The sequence below is a fragment of the Tsukamurella sp. II2bb genome (genome assembly GCF_057815145.1).
The window spans coordinates 20157-38195 of sequence record NZ_JBYPZI010000002.1 but is presented as its reverse complement, the minus strand read 5'-3'; the positions used below and the strand labels follow the sequence as shown (position 1 = coordinate 38195).

General features: G+C 71.5%; 16 protein-coding genes. 4 read left to right on the top strand and 12 right to left on the bottom strand.

All coding sequences use genetic code 11. From position 1 onward, the window contains the following. Positions 1–51: 51 nt before the first annotated feature. A complete protein-coding gene (locus AC21LY_RS06155; RefSeq protein ID WP_489045973.1) occupies positions 52–1398 on the bottom strand; it encodes an MFS transporter in 1347 nt (448 codons plus the stop codon). A 136-nt stretch (positions 1399–1534) separates the two neighbouring features. Between AC21LY_RS06155 and AC21LY_RS06150 the strand changes: the two genes are divergently transcribed. The 3 genes from AC21LY_RS06150 to AC21LY_RS06140 all read left to right on the top strand — a co-directional run bounded on the left by AC21LY_RS06150 (position 1535) and on the right by AC21LY_RS06140 (position 5817). After that, positions 1535–2554 carry an AraC family transcriptional regulator gene (locus AC21LY_RS06150; protein ID WP_489045465.1) on the top strand — a complete coding sequence of 340 codons (1020 nt, stop codon included), beginning with the start codon at positions 1535–1537 and terminating at the stop codon, positions 2552–2554. A 69-nt stretch (positions 2555–2623) separates the two neighbouring features. Further along, positions 2624–3874 (top strand): bifunctional glycosyltransferase family 2/GtrA family protein, encoded by a 1251-nt coding sequence (locus AC21LY_RS06145; RefSeq protein ID WP_489045464.1) that lies wholly within the window; start codon positions 2624–2626, stop codon positions 3872–3874. Beyond that, positions 3871–5817 (top strand): glycosyltransferase family 39 protein, encoded by a 1947-nt coding sequence (locus AC21LY_RS06140; RefSeq protein WP_489045463.1) that lies wholly within the window; start codon positions 3871–3873, stop codon positions 5815–5817. The genes AC21LY_RS06145 and AC21LY_RS06140 overlap by 4 nt, the downstream gene beginning before the upstream one ends. On the opposite strand, the gene ruvB is transcribed toward AC21LY_RS06140, so the two are convergent. From ruvB to pdxS, 11 genes are all read right to left on the bottom strand, one after another. Then, positions 5814–6854 carry a Holliday junction branch migration DNA helicase RuvB gene (ruvB, locus tag AC21LY_RS06135; protein WP_489045972.1) on the bottom strand — a complete coding sequence of 347 codons (1041 nt, stop codon included), beginning with the start codon at positions 6852–6854 and terminating at the stop codon, positions 5814–5816. The two genes, AC21LY_RS06140 and ruvB, sit on opposite strands and share 4 nt — an antisense overlap. Positions 6855–6906: 52 nt before the next feature. Further along, positions 6907–7506: a Holliday junction branch migration protein RuvA gene (gene ruvA, locus AC21LY_RS06130; protein ID WP_489045462.1), complete on the bottom strand. Its 600-nt coding sequence runs from the start codon at positions 7504–7506 to the stop codon at positions 6907–6909. Next, a complete protein-coding gene (ruvC, locus tag AC21LY_RS06125; RefSeq protein ID WP_489045461.1) occupies positions 7503–8114 on the bottom strand; it encodes a crossover junction endodeoxyribonuclease RuvC in 612 nt (203 codons plus the stop codon). Before ruvC ends, ruvA begins: the two co-directional genes overlap by 4 nt. A gap of 92 nt (positions 8115–8206) precedes the next feature. Then, positions 8207–9907: a VanW family protein gene (locus AC21LY_RS06120; RefSeq protein ID WP_489045460.1), complete on the bottom strand. Its 1701-nt coding sequence runs from the start codon at positions 9905–9907 to the stop codon at positions 8207–8209. 69 nt (positions 9908–9976) lie between these two features. Then, positions 9977–10732, bottom strand: coding sequence for a YebC/PmpR family DNA-binding transcriptional regulator (locus AC21LY_RS06115; RefSeq protein ID WP_489045459.1), 756 nt, complete (start codon positions 10730–10732; stop codon positions 9977–9979). A 45-nt stretch (positions 10733–10777) separates the two neighbouring features. Then, a complete protein-coding gene (locus AC21LY_RS06110; RefSeq protein WP_489045971.1) occupies positions 10778–12163 on the bottom strand; it encodes a WS/DGAT/MGAT family O-acyltransferase in 1386 nt (461 codons plus the stop codon). Between the two features lie 41 nt (positions 12164–12204). Then, the gene (gene pdxT, locus AC21LY_RS06105) at positions 12205–12813 is read right to left on the bottom strand and encodes a pyridoxal 5'-phosphate synthase glutaminase subunit PdxT (RefSeq protein ID WP_489045970.1); all 609 of its coding nucleotides are present in this window, start codon (positions 12811–12813) and stop codon (positions 12205–12207) included. A gap of 16 nt (positions 12814–12829) precedes the next feature. Continuing rightward, positions 12830–13654: an acyl-CoA thioesterase gene (locus tag AC21LY_RS06100; protein ID WP_489045458.1), complete on the bottom strand. Its 825-nt coding sequence runs from the start codon at positions 13652–13654 to the stop codon at positions 12830–12832. A gap of 20 nt (positions 13655–13674) precedes the next feature. Then, positions 13675–14478, bottom strand: coding sequence for a PP2C family protein-serine/threonine phosphatase (locus AC21LY_RS06095; RefSeq protein ID WP_489045457.1), 804 nt, complete (start codon positions 14476–14478; stop codon positions 13675–13677). Further along, on the bottom strand, positions 14475–15737 hold the full coding sequence (locus tag AC21LY_RS06090) for an RDD family protein (protein WP_489045456.1): 1263 nt from the start codon (positions 15735–15737) through the stop codon (positions 14475–14477). Before AC21LY_RS06090 ends, AC21LY_RS06095 begins: the two co-directional genes overlap by 4 nt. Positions 15738–15835: 98 nt before the next feature. After that, positions 15836–16684 carry a pyridoxal 5'-phosphate synthase lyase subunit PdxS gene (pdxS, locus tag AC21LY_RS06085; protein WP_231855401.1) on the bottom strand — a complete coding sequence of 283 codons (849 nt, stop codon included), beginning with the start codon at positions 16682–16684 and terminating at the stop codon, positions 15836–15838. A gap of 343 nt (positions 16685–17027) precedes the next feature. Between pdxS and AC21LY_RS06080 the strand changes: the two genes are divergently transcribed. Further along, entirely contained in the window at positions 17028–17969 is a 942-nt protein-coding gene (locus tag AC21LY_RS06080) for a hypothetical protein (protein ID WP_489045455.1), read from the top strand. The last annotated feature ends 70 nt before the right edge of the window (positions 17970–18039 follow it).

Genomic DNA, 18039 nt, shown 5'->3' with positions numbered 1-18039 from the left:
TCCTCGCCGAGGGTAGTCAGCCGCACCGACAAGTTCTGGGGTCCGGCGCGGTCACCGTGCCGTCGCGGCGGTGAGCGCCTCCAGTTTCGCGACGCCCCGCGGGTGGAGGCGCTTGCCGAAGACCATGAACAGCACCGCCGGCACGTAGACGAGCGGGGCGAGTTGCAGCGCACCCACCAGGCCCAGCCGGTCGGCGAGGGCGCCGATGAGGATCGGCGCCAGGGCGAGGCCCAGCAGGTTGTTCGCCAGCGTCAGCGTGCCCAGCGCCGAGGCCCGCACGGAGTTGTGCGTCAGCGAGGCGACCATCGCGGCCGCGGTCCCGGAGCTGCCCGCGACGAAGAACGCGCCGACGCCCAACAGGACCAGCTGTGCGGTGCCCGTGGGCAGCCGGAAGGCGATCAGGAGGGCGACCAGCGCGATCGCGCAGTAGATGATCCCGGCGGTCCACTTCCGGGTCCCGTCGGCGAGGCTGAACCGGTCCGCGAGGAAGCCGCAGACGATCATCCCGCAGCCCGCGAGCAGCACGACCACGGCGGCCGCGCCGCCCGCCTTGTCGACGGGAAGCTCGTAGGCCTCCTTGAAGTAGCTCGGCAGCCAGGTGAGCATCACCGCGGCCATGAACATCTGCAGGCCGCTGCCGAGGTACGCGCACACGACGGGCGGGCTGGTGAACAGGCTCGACAGCGGGGCGCGGGTCGCGCCGACGGCTTCGGTCCTCTCCCCCGACGGTGCCGGCCCGGCCCCGTCGACCTGGTGCCGCTCGACGCGGGCCTCGGTGACCACGAGCTTGAAGGTCGCGACGAGCAGCAGACCGAGGACGGCCGCGGCGCCGAGCGACCAGCGCCAGCCGAAGTGGACCGCGATGACGCCGCCGAGGCCGGTGCCCAGCATGGTGCCGAAGGAGCCGCCGGCCATGAAGGAGGCCGACAGCGCGGCGTGCACCCGGGGCGCGAACAGGCTGAGCACGAGTGCGGCGCCCACGCTGCCGTAGGCGGCCTCACCGACGCCGACGACGAACCGGGCCGCGAGGAGTTGCTCGTAGTTCTGGGCGAAGGCGCAGGCCAGCGTCGCCACCGACCAGAGCGACGCCATGACGACGAGGCTGCGTACCCGGCCGAGGCGGTCGGCCAGGATCGATACGGGCAGCGTCAGCAGGCCGACCACGAGCGCCACGACGGACACCAACGAGCCCTGCTGGGCCTTGTCGAGGTTCAGGTCCTGCCCGAGCGGGACGAAGACAGCGGCGAGCACCTGCCGGGACACGTAGTCCGACAGGAGCAGGCCGAATGCGAGCGCGAAGACCACCCACGGGTAGATCCGCCGCCGGCGCCGCGCGGGTGGGGTCGGCGCATCGTCGGTGTCCGCGACGTCACCTGAGCGAGTGGTCATGAGGGGCATGGGGTCTGACATCCGTTCCGTTCCTCTCCGGGCCGGGCCCGGTGTGTGATCGAGATGACAGTATGGGTATCGGGCCGCGTAGACTGTTCCCTGCGAGACGAATTACTGTTCATCTCGGGACATGCGGGGGATGCCGATGCTCACGACCACTCGCCCCCTCGTCCGCTACGGCGCGCTGTCCACCTTCTCCGAACTCGCACGCGCCCTGGGCGCCGATCCCCCCGCGCTGCTCCGGGCGAGCGGCCTCGACCCGAACGGGGTCGCGGTCCCGGACCGGTGGGTCCCGGCGGACGCCGTCAACGACCTGCTCGAACGCACCGCGGCCGCGACGGGCTGCGACGACTTCGGGCTGCGGATGGCAGAACTCCGGCGGCTGTCGCACCTCGGCCCGCTCAGCCTCGTCCTCCGCGAGGAACCCGACGTGCGCAGCGCGCTGGACCTGCTCATCCGGCACGAGCGGATGTACACCGAGGTGGTGCGCACCCGGGTGTCGGTGGCCGACGGGGTGGCGACGGTGCGGGTCGACATCGAGCTCGAACGCCCGGCGCCCGACCGACAGGCGGTGGACCTCGCGGTCGGCGCGCTGTACGGCCTCCTCCGCGAGCTGATCGGCCCGAACTGGAGCCCCCTGTCCGTGTCCTTCGGGCATCCCCCGCCGACCCGGATCGACACGGCCCGCCGGATGTTCCGCGGTGCCCTGCACTTCGACGCCGACCACAACGGGGTCCGCGTGCCCGCGGGCGACCTCGATCGCGCGATCACGACCTCGGACCCGCAACTGCGGGAGTACACGCGCCGGCTCCTGGACGGCGACGCGGGCGGGCGCGACTCCACCGCGCGGATCCGCGAACTCGTCGACGTGCTGCTCCCGACCGGACGGTGCTCGGTGGAGCAGGTCGCCCGCAGCCTCGGCGTGGACCGGCGCACCCTGCACCGGCGTCTCGCGGCCGAGGGCACCACCTTCACCGAGGTCGTCGACGACACCCGCGCCGCGCTGGCCCGGCGTCTCGTGGCGGGCCGCACGTACTCGTTCGCGGAGATCGCCGGGATCCTGGCGTTCTCCAGCCCGTCGAACTTCTCGCGCTGGTTCCGTGCCCGGTTCGGGACCACGCCGCGGCAATGGCGTCGCGACGCGCAGTCCGGCGGCGAGCGCTGACGACCGCTCCCAGCAGGTGCACAGTCCGGCCGCAGGGTAGCTCAAGGGCGCCGGTCGAGGGTCGTTCCCATGACAGCCGAGATCGCACCCGACCACACGGTCACGACCGGGGCCAGACCGACCGAGGCGGAGATCGCACCCGTCCTCGACATCGTGATCCCCGTCCACAACGAGGCCCATACGATCGCGCACTGCGTGGAGACGCTCCGCGCGTACCTCGACGCCGAACTGCACCTCCCCGCGCGGATCACCATCGCCGACAACGCGAGCACGGACGACACGCTCCGTACGGCACGATCACTGGCGGCGGCGATCGAGGGCGTGCGGGTGGTGCACCTGGACGCGAAGGGCCGGGGCCGTGCCCTCCGCCGGGTCTGGGCGGAGTCCGACGCCCGCGTGCTGGTCTACATGGACGTCGATCTCTCGACCGACCTCAGGGCACTGCACCCGCTGGTCGCCCCGCTGCTCTCCGGGCACAGTGACCTGGCGATCGGCACCCGCCTCGGCCGCGGCGCGAACGTGGTGCGCGGACCCAAACGCGAGTTCATCTCCCGCGGCTACAACCTGCTGCTGCACACCACGCTCCGGGTGCGCTTCTCCGACGCCCAGTGCGGATTCAAGGCGATCCGTACCGAGGTCGCGCGCCGGCTGCTGCCGCTCGTCCAGGACGGCGAATGGTTCTTCGACACCGAGCTCCTGGTGCTCGCCGAGCGGGCCGGCCTCCGCATCCACGAGGTCCCCGTCGACTGGATCGACGACCCCGACAGCCGGGTCGACATCGTGGACACCGTGAAGAAGGACCTGCGCGGCGTGGTACGGGTCGGCCGCGCGCTCGCCAGCGGCACGCTCCCCCTCGACGACGTGCGGCGTGCACTCGGACGCGAAGAGCCCCACCTCGCGGGCGTCCCCCGTGGCATGGTGGGCCAGCTCGCCCGGTTCGCCGTCGTCGGCGCCGCGAGCACCGTCGCGTACGCGATCCTCTATCTGCTGCTCCACCCGCTGATCGGGGCGCAGAGCGCCAATTTCGCCGCGCTCGTCATCACGGCGGTGGGCAACACGGCCGCCAACCGCGCCTTCACCTTCGGAGTACGCGGCAGGACGGGTGCGGTAGGGCATCACCTGCAGGGCGTCCTCGTCTTCCTGATCACCTGGGCGCTGACCGCGGGGAGCCTGTCCATGCTCGAGCACGTGGCACCGGAGGCGAGCCGAGAGACCCAGCTGGCGGTGCTCGTGGTGGCGAACCTCCTGGCGACGATCACGCGCTTCCTCGGACTGCGCCTGATCTTCCGTGCCGCCGGCGCCGGGGCGGACGCCCGGTGAGCCGTTCCCGCGAGCGGGTGGCGGCCTCGCTCCTGCTGATCGGGACCGCGATCGCTTACCTCTGGGGCCTCGGCCGGGCGGGGTGGGCGAACGCCTTCTACGCCGCCGCGGTCCAGGCCGGAACCGTCAGCGGGAAGGCGATGTTCTTCGGCAGCTCCGACGCGGCCAACTCGATCACGGTCGACAAGCCGCCCGCCTCGCTGTGGGTGATGGAGGTCTCCACCCGCATCTTCGGGGTGAACTCGTGGGCGATGCTCGTGCCCCAGGCCCTGCTCGGCGTGGCCTCCGTCGCGCTGCTGTACGCGACGGTGCGCCGCCGCTTCGGCCCGGCGACGGGTCTCCTCGCGGGATTCCTGCTCGCGGTGACGCCGGTCGCAGCCATGATGTTCCGCTTCAACAATCCCGACGCCCTGCTCGTGCTGCTGATGATCGCGGCGACCTGGGCTATGCTCCGCGCCGTCGAGGACGGCCGCTGGCGGTGGCTCATCGCCTGCGGCGCCTTCGTGGGGCTGGGCTTCCTGACGAAGCAACTCGCGGTGGTGTTGATCGTGCCCGGCCTGGCGCTCACCTATCTGGTGGCGGGGCCGCCGAAACTCGGAAAGCGCATCGCCCAGCTCCTCGCAGCGGGCGCCGCGATGATCGTCGGTGCCGGGTGGTGGCTGGTCACCGTCGAGCTGTGGCCCGCCGCGTCCCGGCCGTGGATCGGCGGCTCGCAGCACAACTCCATCCTCGAGCTCACCCTCGGCTACAACGGTCTCGGGCGGCTCAACGGGAACGAGCGGGGCAGTGTCGGACCCGGACGCGGCGGCATGGAGATGCCCGCCGGCTTCGAACTCCCCGCGGGAATGGAGATGCCCGGGGGCCGCGGCGGGATGTTCGGCGACGCCGGCATCCTGCGCATGTTCGATCCCGCGCAGGCCGGCCAGATCGCATGGCTGCTGCCCGCGGCCCTGATCGCGATCGTCGTCGTACTGATCCTGCGCGGCAGGGCGCCGCGCACCGACGGTGACCGCGCCGCGGTCATCGCCTGGGGCGGCTGGCTGCTCATCACCGGGCTGACCTTCAGCTTCATGGCGGGCATCTTCCACGCCTACTACACCGTCGCGATGGCGCCGGCGATCGCGGCGCTGGTCGCCATCGGCGTCGCAGTGGGGTGGCGGGAGCGGAGCCGGCGATGGGTCCGGATCGTCGGTGCCGCCGCGGTGGCGGCGACCGGTACGACCGCGTGGTACATCCTCATCGAGACGCCGCATTGGAATCCGTGGCTGCGCTGGGTGATCGCGGCGGCCGCGGCGATCGGCACCGTCGGGACCCTCGCGACGCTCCTGCCCGCGGTCCGGCCGACGCGGGGCGTCGTCGGCGTCATCGCGGTCGCGGCGTTCGTCACCGCGACCGCCGGACAGGCCGCGTTCGCGGCCGAGACGATCGCGACACCCCGGCAGGGTGCGATCGTCTCCGCCGGACCGTCGAGCGGCCACGGCTTCGGTCCCGGGCGGGACGGAGCCGGGACGACCGCCGTCATGAAGCGCGCGCTCGAACGCTTCGGTCCGGGTGCCGACGGTGACCCGGGGCGCGGGCCCTCGTTCCTGACGGGCAGCGCGCCGAGCGCGGCGCTGAAGTCCCTGCTCCTGCAGGACGCGGACCGCTACACCTGGGCCGCGGCGACGATCGGTGCGAACAGCGCCGCCGGCTATCAGCTGGCGACGGAGAAGCCGGTCATGCCGATCGGCGGCTTCAACGGCACCGACCCCTCTCCCACGCTCGCGCAGTTCCAGCAGTACGTGCGGGACGGCAGGGTCCACTACTTCCTCGCCGAGTCGGGCGGGTTCGGCTTCGGACGCGGTTCCGGCACCGCGGCGGAGATCCGGGCATGGGTGGAGAAGACCTTCCCGGCGCGCACCGTCGACGGGGTGACCGTCTACGACCTGACCGCCCCGCGTTAGAACAGGCGCTCGTCGCCGGGGTCGACGTCGCTGCGGACCTCGATGCCGGTGGCGAGCGCCCCGGCCGGGGGCTCCAGCCCGAGATGGTGCCACGCGGCCCGGGTCGCGACGCGGCCGCGCGGCGTGCGGGCCAGCATGCCGGCGCGCACCAGGAAGGGCTCGCACACCTCCTCGACGGTGCCGGGCTCCTCACCGACGGCGACGGCGAGCGTGGACACGCCGACGGGGCCGCCGCCGAAGCTGCGGAGCAGCGCCCCGAGCACGGCCCGGTCGAGGCGGTCGAGACCCAGCTCGTCCACGTCGTAGACCTTCAGCGCACCCCGTGCCACCTCGACGGTGACGACACCGTCGGCCCGGACGTCCGCGAAGTCGCGCACGCGCCGCAGGAGCCGGTTCGCGATCCGGGGCGTGCCGCGGCTGCGGCTGCCGATCTCGGCGGCGGCGTCGTGCTCGATCGCGATGCCGAGGATCTTCGCGCTCCGCTCGATGACGCGCACCAGGTCGGCCGTCTCGTAGAAGTCCATGTGCGCGGTGAAGCCGAACCGGTCGCGCAGCGGCCCGGTCAGCGCGCCGGACCTGGTGGTGGCGCCGACCAGGGTGAACGGGGCCACGTCGAGCGGGATCGAGGTGGCGCCGGGCCCCTTGCCCACCACCACGTCCACCCGGAAGTCCTCCATCGCGAGGTAGAGCATCTCCTCGGCGGGGCGGGCCATCCGGTGGATCTCGTCGATGAACAGCACGTCGCCGTCGACGAGGTTGGACAGCATGGCCGCGAGGTCGCCGGCGCGCTCCAGCGCCGGTCCGGAGGTCACCCGCAGCGCGGTGCCGAGCTCGGCGGCGATGATCATCGCGAGGCTGGTCTTGCCGAGGCCGGGCGGGCCGGAGAGCAGGATGTGGTCCGGGGTGCCGCCGCGCAGCTTCGCGCCGTGCAGCACCAGCTGGAGCTGCTCCCGGACCTTCGGCTGGCCGATGAACTCGTCGAGCGACTTCGGTCGCAGCGATTCGGTGTCGTCACCGGTCAGGGCCGCCGGGCCCATGATGCCCTCGGCGCCCTCGAACTCGCTGCCCACCTCGTCGTCGTACTGCACGTCAGCCGCGTCCCAGGGACTTCAGGGCGTCGCGCAGGAGCTCGGAGACGGACTTGCCGGGGCCGGCCTCGATCGCCGCGGCCACCGCCGGCTCCGCCTGCTTCGGGGTGAAGCCGAGCCCCTCGAGCGCGTCGATCAGCTGCTGCGCGACGCCGCCCACCGGCGCCGTCGCCCCGGCCGGGCCGGAGACGTCCGACGATGCCGCACTCACCTTGTCCTTGAGCTCGATGTGGATGCGCTCGGCGACGCGCTTGCCGATCCCGGGGATCAGGCACAGCGTCTTGAGGTCGCCGGAGGCGATGGCCGTCTGCATCTGCGCCGGGGCGAGCACGGCGATCGCCGCCATGGCCAGCCGCGGACCGACGCCCTGCACCGTCTGGAGCAGGTGGAACAGCTCCTGCTGCGGACCGTCGGTGAAGCCGTAGAGCGTCTGCGAATCCTCCCGGACCACCATCGACGTGAGCAGGAAGCCCTCGGCACCCCGGGTGAGCGTTCCCGCCGTGTTCGGGGCGACCAGCACCTTGTACCCCACGCCGCCGCACTCGACCACCACGTGGTCCAGACCGATGTGCCGTACCTCGCCGCGCAGCGACGCGATCATCGCACTCCCCCCGTGACCGTGCGGCCCACGCCCGCACTACCTTTGCCGCTGCCGCGGCGTTGCGCCGCGAGCCGCTGCTCGAAGACCTTCTTCTGTTCCGCCGCCCGGCGTTCCGCCTCCGCCATGCGGGCGATCATCGGCGCCCGCCAGCTGTGGCAGACCGCGAGCGCGAGCGCATCGGCGGCGTCCGCCGGCTCGGGCGCCTTCTGCAGCCCGAGAATCCGGGTGATCATCGCCGTGACCTGCGCCTTCCCCGCGTTGCCGTTGCCCGTCACGGCGGCCTTGACCTCCGACGGGGTATGGAAGTGCACGTCGATCCCCCGCCGCGCGGCGGCCAGGGCGACCACCCCGCCCGCCTGCGCGGTGCCCATGGCCGTGGAGACGTTGTGCTGGGCGAAGACCCGCTCGACGGCGATCACGTCGGGCTGGTGGGTGTCCATCCAGTACTCCGCCGCGGTCCAGACCGCGAGCAGCCGCTCCGGCAGCGGCATCGCGGCCGGGGTGCGCACCACGTCGACGTCCAGTGCCGTGACCCTGCGCCCCACGCCCGTCTCGACCACCGACAGGCCGCAGCGCGTGAGCCCGGGGTCCACCCCCATCACCCGCATCGCCGCACCTCCGAAGCACCGTCGAACACTCAAACTCCTGTTCGAGAGCATACATGCTCATAGCGCGCATCGATGGAGTGACGCGCCGCCGACTACTCGCAGATGACGGTCGGCACCGGGTCGTACTTGACGGTGCGGGTGTGCCGGGAGACGTTGCCCGACCGGGTGTCGGTGATCGTGCGGGTGTTGCTGGTGGTGAAGCCCGGCTGACCGCTGCTCGCGACGCAGTGGGGCCCCTTCGGCAGGCGGATCGTCGACGGCTCGGTCGGCAGGCTGCGCGATCCGGTGCTCGACGAGACCTCGCGGGTCTTGGTGCTCCACAACCGGACCGTCACCGAGGACGCCCCGGCGCTGGACTCGATCAGGATGCCGTAGGGCGTGTCGTTGCGGAACTTCAGGTCGATCGCACCCTCGAAGACCGTGGCCTCCCGGGCCTCGGGGTAGCGCGAGATGTAGTAACTGTGCTCGGTGTGCCCGGCGTCCTCGAGCCCGGCGAAGTACGCCGCGTTGTACAGCGTGGTCGCGAACTGCGAGATACCGCCGCCGACCGCCTTGTCCGGCCGGCCGTGGTTGATGATCCCCGACTCGACGTACCCCTGCGCGAGGCCCCGCGGGCCCGTGTAGGTGTTCAGCGAGAAGGTCTCCCCCGGCAGCACCACGGCACCGTTGACCTGCTGCGCGACGCGCCGGATGTTCACGCCGGAGGCGTCGCTGAAGCCGCCCGTCGTGAACTCGCTGACCACCTCCCGCACGCCCAGTTCCTTGGCCCGGGCGGTGGTCAGCTTCGGCTCCACGGTCGTGAACTGCGCCGTGGCGGTGCGCCCCTGCACGGACTGCTCGGTGACGGCCTTGGCGACGGCGTCGATGGTCGGGTCCCACACCACCTCCCGCCCGGGGACGGCGTCGACCACGGTGGGCGTGCTCCCGCTCAGGGAGAACGTGGCGTCCTTCGGCTTGACGACCGCGGACTGCAGCCGCGTGCCGAGCACCTTCTTCGCGGCCTCCCGGTCGACCGTGGGCGCGAGGTTGCCGGCACCGTCGGGCCGGAAGGACAGGAAGGTGCCGATATCGGCCCCGGACAGCTTCCCGACGGTGCCCGCGGGCACCTGCCCGGCCCCGTCCCGGCGCAGGACGACCTCGGAGGCGACCGCCCTCGCCGCGGCGCCGGAGGCGACCGCGTTCACCGTGTCGACCGACACCGTCGGCGTGACCCGGTCCGTGGGAAGCGTGATGTCGGTCGAATCGGGCCACGCGGCGGCGACGGCCTCCGCCGCCTTCGCGGGGTCGATCCGATCGCCCGGCTTGGGCACGACCGCCACGGTCGATCCGGACCGGTAGACGACGGCACCGTCGCCCGACTCCTCCGTGAGCGGGCCGGCCGCCTTCGCGAGGGCGGCGTCGAAGACCTTCCGGTCCACGACGGAGGCGGGGTGCACGGGCCGCGCGCTGACGAGTCCGACGAGATCGCGCAGCGGCGTCCGCGCGTCGATGGCCCGCTGCACCGTGCCCGGGACGTCCATCGTGAGCCCCAGCTCCGCCGGCGTGAGCCGGACGGTGCCCTTCGCGGTGCGCAGCGTGATCGGCTCGGCGTCTGCGCGGCGGGCCGCGTCGCTCAGGCGGGCGGCCGCGGCATCGCGACCCAGGGCACCGAAGCCGACCCCGACCGCCGTCGCACCGTGGACGGTCTCCGCACGCCCCGTCTCCCACAGGGCGGCCCCGCCTGCTCCGAGCAGCAGGGCCACCACCACGGCGAGCGCCGGGGCGCGGCGCGGAGTCGTTCGGTTGCGAATCACAACCTGAGAATATCCTGACGCATTGTTACCGAACAGTAGACCCGATGCGGTCACCTCAATCCGGAGGCGTCAGTCCTCGTCGAGCTCGGCCAGGACCTCGTCGGAGATGTCGACGTTGGTGTAGACGTTCTGCACGTCGTCGCTGTCCTCCAGCGCGTCGACCAGCTTGAAGACCTTGCGGGCGCCCTCGGCGTCGACGGCGACCTCGACCGACGCCCGGAAGCCGGACTCGGCGGAGTCGTAGTCGATCCCCGCCTCCTGCAGGGCGGTGCGGACGGCGATCAGGTCGGTCGGCTCGCAGACGATCTCGAACTGCTCGCCCAGGTCGCTGATCTCCTCGGCGCCGGCGTCCAGGACGGCCATCAGCACGTCGTCCTCCGCCTGACCGTTCTTGTCCAGGGTGACGATGCCCTTGCGGGTGAACAGGTAGGCCACCGAGCCCGGGTCGGCCATGTTGCCGCCGTTGCGGGTCATCGCCACGCGGACCTCGCCCGCGGCCCGGTTCCGGTTGTCGGTGAGGCACTCGATGAGCACCGCCACGCCGTTCGGCCCGTAGCCCTCGTACATGATGGTCTGCCAGTCGGCGCCGCCCGCCTCCTCGCCGCCGCCGCGCTTGCGGGCGCGCTCGATGTTGTCGTTGGGCACCGAGGTCTTCTTCGCCTTCTGGATGGCGTCGTAGAGCGTCGGATTGCCGTCGGGATCACTACCACCGGTGCGCGCTGCGACCTCGATGTTCTTGATCAGCTTGGCGAAGAGCTTGCCGCGCTTGGCGTCGATCGCCGCCTTCTTGTGCTTGGTGGTGGCCCATTTGGAATGGCCGCTCATCGATCCCTCGATTCCGTTCGGGTGCGGTGCATCAACCCCGAGAGTTTACGTGAAAGCCTTCTCCAGCTCCGTCAACGCGTCCTCGAGATGGTGAATGATCCGCTGCACGTGCGGCACCGACGTGCGGCACGCCGTGATCCCGAACTCCAGGTTCCGGTTGTTCGTGCAGATCGTGATGTTCACCGCCTGCCCCTCCCACGGGATCGACGCGGGGTACACGCCGTCCAGGTGGGCGCCGTTCCAGTACATCGCCTCCCGCGGCCCCGGGACGTTGGAGATGATCAGGTTGAACGGCGGCCGCGAGACGCCCTGGTACCCGGGCAGCATGCCGGGGGCCAGGCCCGCGATGTTGGCCGCGCTCACCGCGAGCACCTGCAGCGGCGACAGCTCACCCATGACCTTGCGGGCGGAGATCACCGATTCGCGGATGACCTTGAGCCGCTCACTCGCCTCCGGAAGGTCGGTACCCAGGGTCGCGATGATGGCGCCGACCGCGTTCGAGGCATCGACATCGTCGGCGTCCTTGCGCAGCGACACGGGGACCATCGCGGTCAGCGAGCGGTCCGGCAGCTCGCCGAGCTCCGCCAGGTAGGCGCGCAGGGCGCCGCCGCACATCGCGAGCACCACGTCGTTGACGGTCGCGCCGGCGGCCTGGCGCACCGCGTCGATCCGGTCGAGCGAGTAGGACTGCGCCACGAACCGTCGGGCACCGCCGATCGGCACGTTGAAGATCGTGTGCGGGGCCTGGAACGGGGCCGTGTAATCGTGGTCGCGGAACGCGCTGCCCGCCACCTTCAGCGACGCCGGGAGCATGCCCAACACCTCGCCCGTCAGCCCGCCGACCTGCTTCACCGTGTCCACCGGGCTGAACGGGAGCAGGCCGCTCTTCTCCTTCGCGGGCGCGGTGGCCTTCTTGCGCCGTCCCAGGCCGGGCTGCCACACGACCCGGCCCTCCATGTCGTTCGGGTCGTTCGAGAGCGCGAGCGTCATGTACCGGAGGGCGGAGACACCGTCGACCAACGAGTGGTGCACCTTCGAGAAGACGGCGTACCGGCCGTCCTCGAGCCCCTCGACCACGTGCACCTCCCACATCGGACGGTGCCGGTCGAGCAGGGTCTCGTGCCACAGCGACACCTGCTGGAACAGCTCGCGGATGCGGCCGGGCTTCGGCAGGGCGGTGTGCCGGACGTAGTAGTCCATGTCCAACTCGTCCACCGACGACCACCAGGTGTTGCCGAGGATCCCCACGGGGTCCGCGGGACGCCGGCCGAACTTCTCGCTGATCTCGGTGCGCCCGCGCATGGTGTCGACGACCGACCGCACGAAGTCCGGACCGGCGCCCTCGGGGGGCGTGAACAGCTGCAGCCCGCCCACGTGCATCGGATGCTCGCGGGACTCCGCCAGCAGGAACATCGAATCGGTCACCGGCATGTAGCCCACGGCGCCACTCTCCTCGCTCTACGGCGGCGGAGTCACCCGCGCCGGACCATGTCCACGAAGCACCGGTGGATCCGCAGATCTCCCGTGACCTCGGGATGAAAGGATGTGGCCATCGTCACACCCTGTCGAACAGCGACCACCGTACCCGCCGTCGCACCGGCCTCGGCGGGCACCCTGGCGAGCACCTCGACGCCGTCACCCACCCGCTCGACCCACGGCGCGCGGATGAACACCGCGCGCACCGGGTCACCGTCGATGCCCGCGACCGCGAGGTCCGTCTCGAACGAGTCCACCTGGCGACCGAAGGCGTTCCGCCGCACGGTCATGTCGATCGCACCGAGGCAGCGCGCGTCGGGCCGGGTGTCGAGCACCTCGGAGGCGAGCAGGATCATCCCCGCGCAGGAGCCGTACGCCGGCAGCCCGTCCGCGAGGGCCGCGCGGAGCGGATCGAAGAGGTCGAAGACGCCGAGCAACCGGCTCATGGTGGTCGACTCACCACCGGGCAGGACGATGCCGTCGACCGCCGCGAGGTCGTCGACGGTCCGTACCGCCGTCGTGGCGGCCCCCGCCGCCTCCAGCGCCCGACGGTGCTCCCGCACGTCGCCCTGCAGGGCCAGTACCCCGATCCGCACAGTCACGATGAGCCAGCCTAGGCGGCTACCTCCGGAAGCGGTGCAGCCCCTCCTGGATGACGACGGCCACGAGGGTCCCGTCGAGCGCGAAGATGCGCCCGGCGGTCAGCGCGCGGCCCTGGCCGGCCGACGGTGACGTCTGGTCGTAGAGGAGCCACTCGTCGGCCCGGAACGGGCGCAGGAACCACATGGCGTGGTCGAGCGACGCCACCTGGGTGTCCGCGCCCGGGTGCGCCACGCGCGCCGAGCCGAGCAGGGTCATGTCGCTCATGTAGGCGAGCGCGCTCGTGTGCACGTTCTGGTCGTCCGGGAGCCGTTTGATGTGCCGGAACCAGACCTGCTGGTGCACGGCCCGTCCCGCGTACTGCTCGGTCGCCTCCTGCGGCACGATCCGGATGTCCCAGTCGCTCCACTCCTCGAACAGCCCGAGACTCTCGCGGGTGGCGTTCGGATCCTCCCGCGGGCTCGGCACCGTCTCCGGGTCCCGCATGGGCGGCATCTCGTCGGCGTGCTCGATCCCCTCCTGGCCGGGGATCTGGAACGAGGCGGACATCGAGAAGATCGCCTCGCCGTTCTGCACGCCGTTGACCAGGCGGGTGCAGAAGGACCGGCCGTCGCGGATCCGGTCCACGAGGAAGACGGTGTCGGCGTCGGGGTTGCCGGGACGCAGGAAGTAGCCGTGCAGGGAGTGGACCTGCAGTTCGGCGGGCACCGTCTCGATCGCCGAACGCAGGGCCTGCCCGGCGACCTGACCACCGAAGGTGCGCACCAGGATCGAAGGGGCGTGAATGCCGCGGAAGATGTCGCGGTCGATCTTCTCAAGACTCAGCAGTGCTTCGATGTCAGCCACGAGGGGAGACTCTACTCAGGTCACCAGCCCGGTTCGGTCGGTTCCGTGGTGGCGTCCACGACGATCACCGTGACGTTGTCCCGCCCGCCCGCATTGAGCGCCGCGGCGACCAGCTGATCGGCGCATTCGTCGATCGGCACATCGGTATCGAGGATCTGCCGGATCTCCTCGTCGGTGAGTTCACCGTTGAGTCCGTCGGAGCACACGAGCAGCTTCTCGCGCGGCTGCGCCGGCACGATCCAGAAGTCCGCGTCCGGCTCCATCCCGGCCCCCAGGGCGCGCGTGATCACGTTGCGGCGGGGATCGACGCGGGCCTGCTCCGGGCTCAGGAAGCCGCCGTTGATCAGCTCCTGGACCTGCGAGTGATCGACGGTGAGCTGCTCGAAGTAGCCCTCCGCGAGCCGATAGGTGCGCGAATCGCCGATGTTGACCACGAGCCAGTGCGGCACGCCCTCGTAGGTGGTCAGCAGGACGCCCGTCACCGTGGTCCCGGCGCGCTTGCCGGTGTCCGAGTCGATGGCCTCGATCGCCGCGTGCGCATCGCGCAGGCGGTCGACGACCTGCTCCATCACGACCTGCGCGTCGGCGGGTTCCGGCCCGAAGACCTCGGCGAGCGCCTCGAGCGCGGCGGCGGAGGCGACCTCGCCCGCGTCGTGGCCGCCCATGCCGTCGGCGAGGAGGAACATGCCCGGTCCGGTCAGGGCACCGTCCTCGTTGGTCAGGCGGACCCGGCCGGGATTGCTGATGGCGACCCACTTCATGGACACGCCGCCCTGCTCGCCGTAGACGATCTCGGAGCGCGCCTCCCCCGCTTCGGTCGTCATCCTGCGAACACCTTGAAACTCCGCTGGCCCATGTGCACGACGCTGCCCTTCTCCACGGCGTACCTCACTCCCTTGGTGAGCTCGGTCCACGAATCGCCGTACGCGATCGCGGACCCGTTGGTCGAGCCCACGTCCTCCACCCACAGTTCACCGCGGGTGATGCCGAACAGCAAGTGCGTCTTCGACACCGAGGCGGTGTCGTCGACCAGCACGTGCTTGGTGATCTTGCCCGGATCGGCCCCGCCGGGCAGAACGGGCTCGCGGCCGATGATGCCGTCGCCGCGGACGTCGATCGAGTGGCCGTCGTCGAAGCGCAGCACGATCGGCGCTCCGCCCGACGGGGCGGCGGCCGCGGGGCGCCCCTGCGGCGGCTGCGCCTGCGGAGGCAGGGGACGCGCGGCGGGCGGCTGCGGCGCGCCCTGCGGGCGCGGCATCGGCTGCGCACTGGGGCCCGTGGGGCCGCTGGGACGCGGGGCGAAGGGCTGCTGCTGCGGGGCCTCGTAGGCGGGCGCCGGGCCCGCTGCCGGCGACTCGCCCGCGGTGGGCGGCGGGCCGAAGCGCGGCGGGATCGGCCGCAGGCCGGGGACGTCGTCCGGGAGGGGCGGCAGCGACGGGGGCTGCATCCGCTCGCGCGTCTCCCCCGTCCCGACGACCGCGGTCGCGGCGTCGGCGCCGCGGTTCTCCTCGGGCAGCGGCTTCGGAATGCGCTGGAGGGTGCTCTCCGAGTCGCCGGTGACCAGGCCGCCGAGCGGGCCCGACGGGGCCGGCGCCGCCGCGCGGGCCGGAGTCGCGACGTCGGCCTCGTCGACCACCGTCGACCCCGAGGCCTTCTCGTGCACGCCACGATGCGCACCGTCGGCCAGCACCGACCACGCCGGCAGGTAGACCAGCGGCGCGAGAACGTTGAAGACGACCGAGCGGATCGCCGCCGACGGGAAGCCGACCGGACGGTGGGACTGCGCGTCGACCACCTTCAGTCCGGCGAGCAGCTTGCCGGGGCTGGCGCCGAAGACGCCGTGCAGCACGATCGACGCGACGATCGCGACGGCGGCACCGACGCCGAGGAGGATCCAGCCCTTCTCGAGGCCGGCGGCGATGTTCACGATCAGGGCGACCGCGACCACGGTGGCCGCGACGCACAGGTCCGCGATGTACGCGAGCACACGGAGCACCGTCGGTGCGGCCTCCACCTGCGCCCCGCCCAGGGACGTCCGGGCCCCGTACTCCTGGGTGGCCCTGGCCGTTGCTTGGTCTGACATCCTCCGCCTCACTGCTTCCACTTCACATCCCGCGTCTGCCCGACACGCGCAGCCTCGACGCTAGCGCGAATCGTCGGAGACCGGCGGGCGACATGCCGTTACCAGCCGCGTTCCGCCAGGCGATGCGGCTGCGGGATGTCATCGACGTTGATCCCCACCATGGCCTCGCCCAGACCGCGGGAGACCTCGGCCAGCTTGGCGGGGTCGTCGTAGAAGGTCGTCGCCGCGACGATCGCCTTGGCCCGCTGCTCGGGGTTGCCCGACTTGAAGATGCCCGAACCCACGAAGACGCCCTCGGCGCCGAGCTGCATCATCATCGCCGCGTCGGCCGGGGTCGCGATGCCGCCGGCCGTGAACAGGGTGACGGGCAGCTTGCCGTTCTTGGCGACCTCGACCACGAGGTCGTACGGCGCCTGCAGCTCCTTGGCGGCGACGTACAGCTCGTCCTCGGGCAGCGAGGTCAGGCGACGGATCTCGTCGCGGATCTTGCGCATGTGGGTGGTGGCGTTCGAGACGTCACCGGTGCCGGCCTCGCCCTTGCTGCGGATCATCGCGGCGCCCTCGGTGATGCGGCGCAGCGCCTCGCCCAGGTTGGTGGCGCCGCAGACGAAGGGCACGGTGAAGGCGAACTTGTCGATGTGGTTCGCATAGTCGGCCGGGGTCAGCACCTCGGACTCGTCGATGTAGTCCACGCCCAGGGCCTGCAGGATCTGCGCCTCGACGAAGTGCCCGATGCGCGCCTTCGCCATGACCGGGATGCTGACGGCCTCGATGATGCCGTCGATCATGTCCGGATCGGACATGCGGCTGACGCCGCCCTGCGCGCGGATGTCCGCGGGCACGCGCTCGAGGGCCATGACGGCCACGGCGCCGGCGTCCTCGGCGATCTTCGCCTGCTCGGGGGTGACCACGTCCATGATCACGCCGCCCTTGAGCATCTCGGCCATCCCGCGCTTCACGCGCGCGGTGCCGGTGACGGGTGCGGTCTGCGGATCAGTGGTCACTGATGGGTCTCCTCGTAGCTCGGGGCGTGCGGGGCTCCAGTATTCCCGATGACGGTGCGCCCTCCCCCGCCCGGGTCTGCGCCACGACCGCCGGAGGAAACGTTGCAGACCACCGTCACCGTCGAAGCCCCCACTCCCGCGGGACCCTTTCACCCAACAGTGGGTTGCAACCGCCGACTCTGTGAAAACTCCCCGCGGGAGCGCCGGGAGCGAAACCGACTCGCGCTGGCTGTGATTCGTGGATGATGGAGGCGTCGGCGTGGGGGCGCCGAGGTCGGGGGCCGATATGCCTGGTGGGGAAGCGGTGCTGCGCAAGCACCGATCGGAGATGCTGGCGACGGGTGCCACCGACCGGAAGATTCGCAAGTGGGTCGACGACGAGCTGATGACCCGGGTCTGGCGCGGCAGCTACCACCAGGGCAAGAGACTCGCGCCGTGGGTCGAACTCGCGCTGTCCGCCCAGGCCGCCGCCGAGCGATCGAGTGCCGGACTGGTGCTCAGCCATGCCGCCGCGGCCGCTCTGCTCGGCATGGAGGTGCTCACCTTCGACTGGAGAACGATCGACTTCACCCGCGACGGGCGGCGCGGAGGCGGCATCGACGGTCGACGCCGAGTCCACATCCGCCGCCTCGACGCCGAGGACGTCACCGCCGTCGAGGGCATTGCGGTGACGACGATCGCCCGCACGGCGCTCGACCTCGCGCTGGCCGGGAACTTCGAGCAGGCGATCTGCGCGCTGGACGCGGCACTGCGGATGGGCGTCACGCTCGACGAACTGCACGCCGCACTCGACCGGCTCGGCAGGCGCAAGGGCATCGCAACTCTCCGGGCCGCCCTTCCCGAGGCGGACGGTCGCTCCGAGTCCGTCGGCGAATCCCGCAGCCGCGCACTGATGCTCACCTGGCCCGAGATCCCGCGGCCCGATCTGCAGCGGGAGTTCTTCACTCCCGCCGGCGCGCTCGAAGCCCGCGTGGACTTTCTGTTCGGGGAGAACGTGGTCGGCGAGTTCGACGGCGAGGGAAAGCGCAAGAAAGGATTCGACGCGGATGCCCGGCTCAAGCGCGACACGCTGCTCATGGATCGCGGTCTGTGGCCGACCCACTGGCGATGGAAGGACTGCACGGAGTCGGATCGGCTGCGGACGAAGCTTCAGGACGCGCTCCGGCCCCACCGCCTGCTCCTGGACAGCTCCTCCCGCGGGACCTCTTCACCGAGTCCCGGGTTGTAACCCGCTGCTCGGTGAAAACTCCCCGCGGGAGCACCGGGCCGGCGGCGTTTCGGCGGGGAGACGACGGATC

Coding starts and splice junctions, on each gene's coding strand:
- AC21LY_RS06155 (WP_489045973.1), bottom strand. CDS start 1,398: ATGCCCCTCATGACCACTCGCTCAGGTGACGTCGCGGACACCGACGAT.
- AC21LY_RS06150 (WP_489045465.1), top strand. CDS start 1,535: ATGCTCACGACCACTCGCCCCCTCGTCCGCTACGGCGCGCTGTCCACC.
- AC21LY_RS06145 (WP_489045464.1), top strand. CDS start 2,624: ATGACAGCCGAGATCGCACCCGACCACACGGTCACGACCGGGGCCAGA.
- ruvB (WP_489045972.1), bottom strand. CDS start 6,854: ATGGGCCCGGCGGCCCTGACCGGTGACGACACCGAATCGCTGCGACCG.
- ruvA (WP_489045462.1), bottom strand. CDS start 7,506: ATGATCGCGTCGCTGCGCGGCGAGGTACGGCACATCGGTCTGGACCAC.
- ruvC (WP_489045461.1), bottom strand. CDS start 8,114: ATGCGGGTGATGGGGGTGGACCCCGGGCTCACGCGCTGCGGCCTGTCG.
- AC21LY_RS06115 (WP_489045459.1), bottom strand. CDS start 10,732: ATGAGCGGCCATTCCAAATGGGCCACCACCAAGCACAAGAAGGCGGCG.
- AC21LY_RS06110 (WP_489045971.1), bottom strand. CDS start 12,163: ATGCCGGTGACCGATTCGATGTTCCTGCTGGCGGAGTCCCGCGAGCAT.
- AC21LY_RS06095 (WP_489045457.1), bottom strand. CDS start 14,478: ATGACGACCGAAGCGGGGGAGGCGCGCTCCGAGATCGTCTACGGCGAG.
- AC21LY_RS06090 (WP_489045456.1), bottom strand. CDS start 15,737: ATGTCAGACCAAGCAACGGCCAGGGCCACCCAGGAGTACGGGGCCCGG.
- pdxS (WP_231855401.1), bottom strand. CDS start 16,684: ATGGCCGAGATGCTCAAGGGCGGCGTGATCATGGACGTGGTCACCCCC.
- AC21LY_RS06080 (WP_489045455.1), top strand. CDS start 17,028: ATGCCTGGTGGGGAAGCGGTGCTGCGCAAGCACCGATCGGAGATGCTG.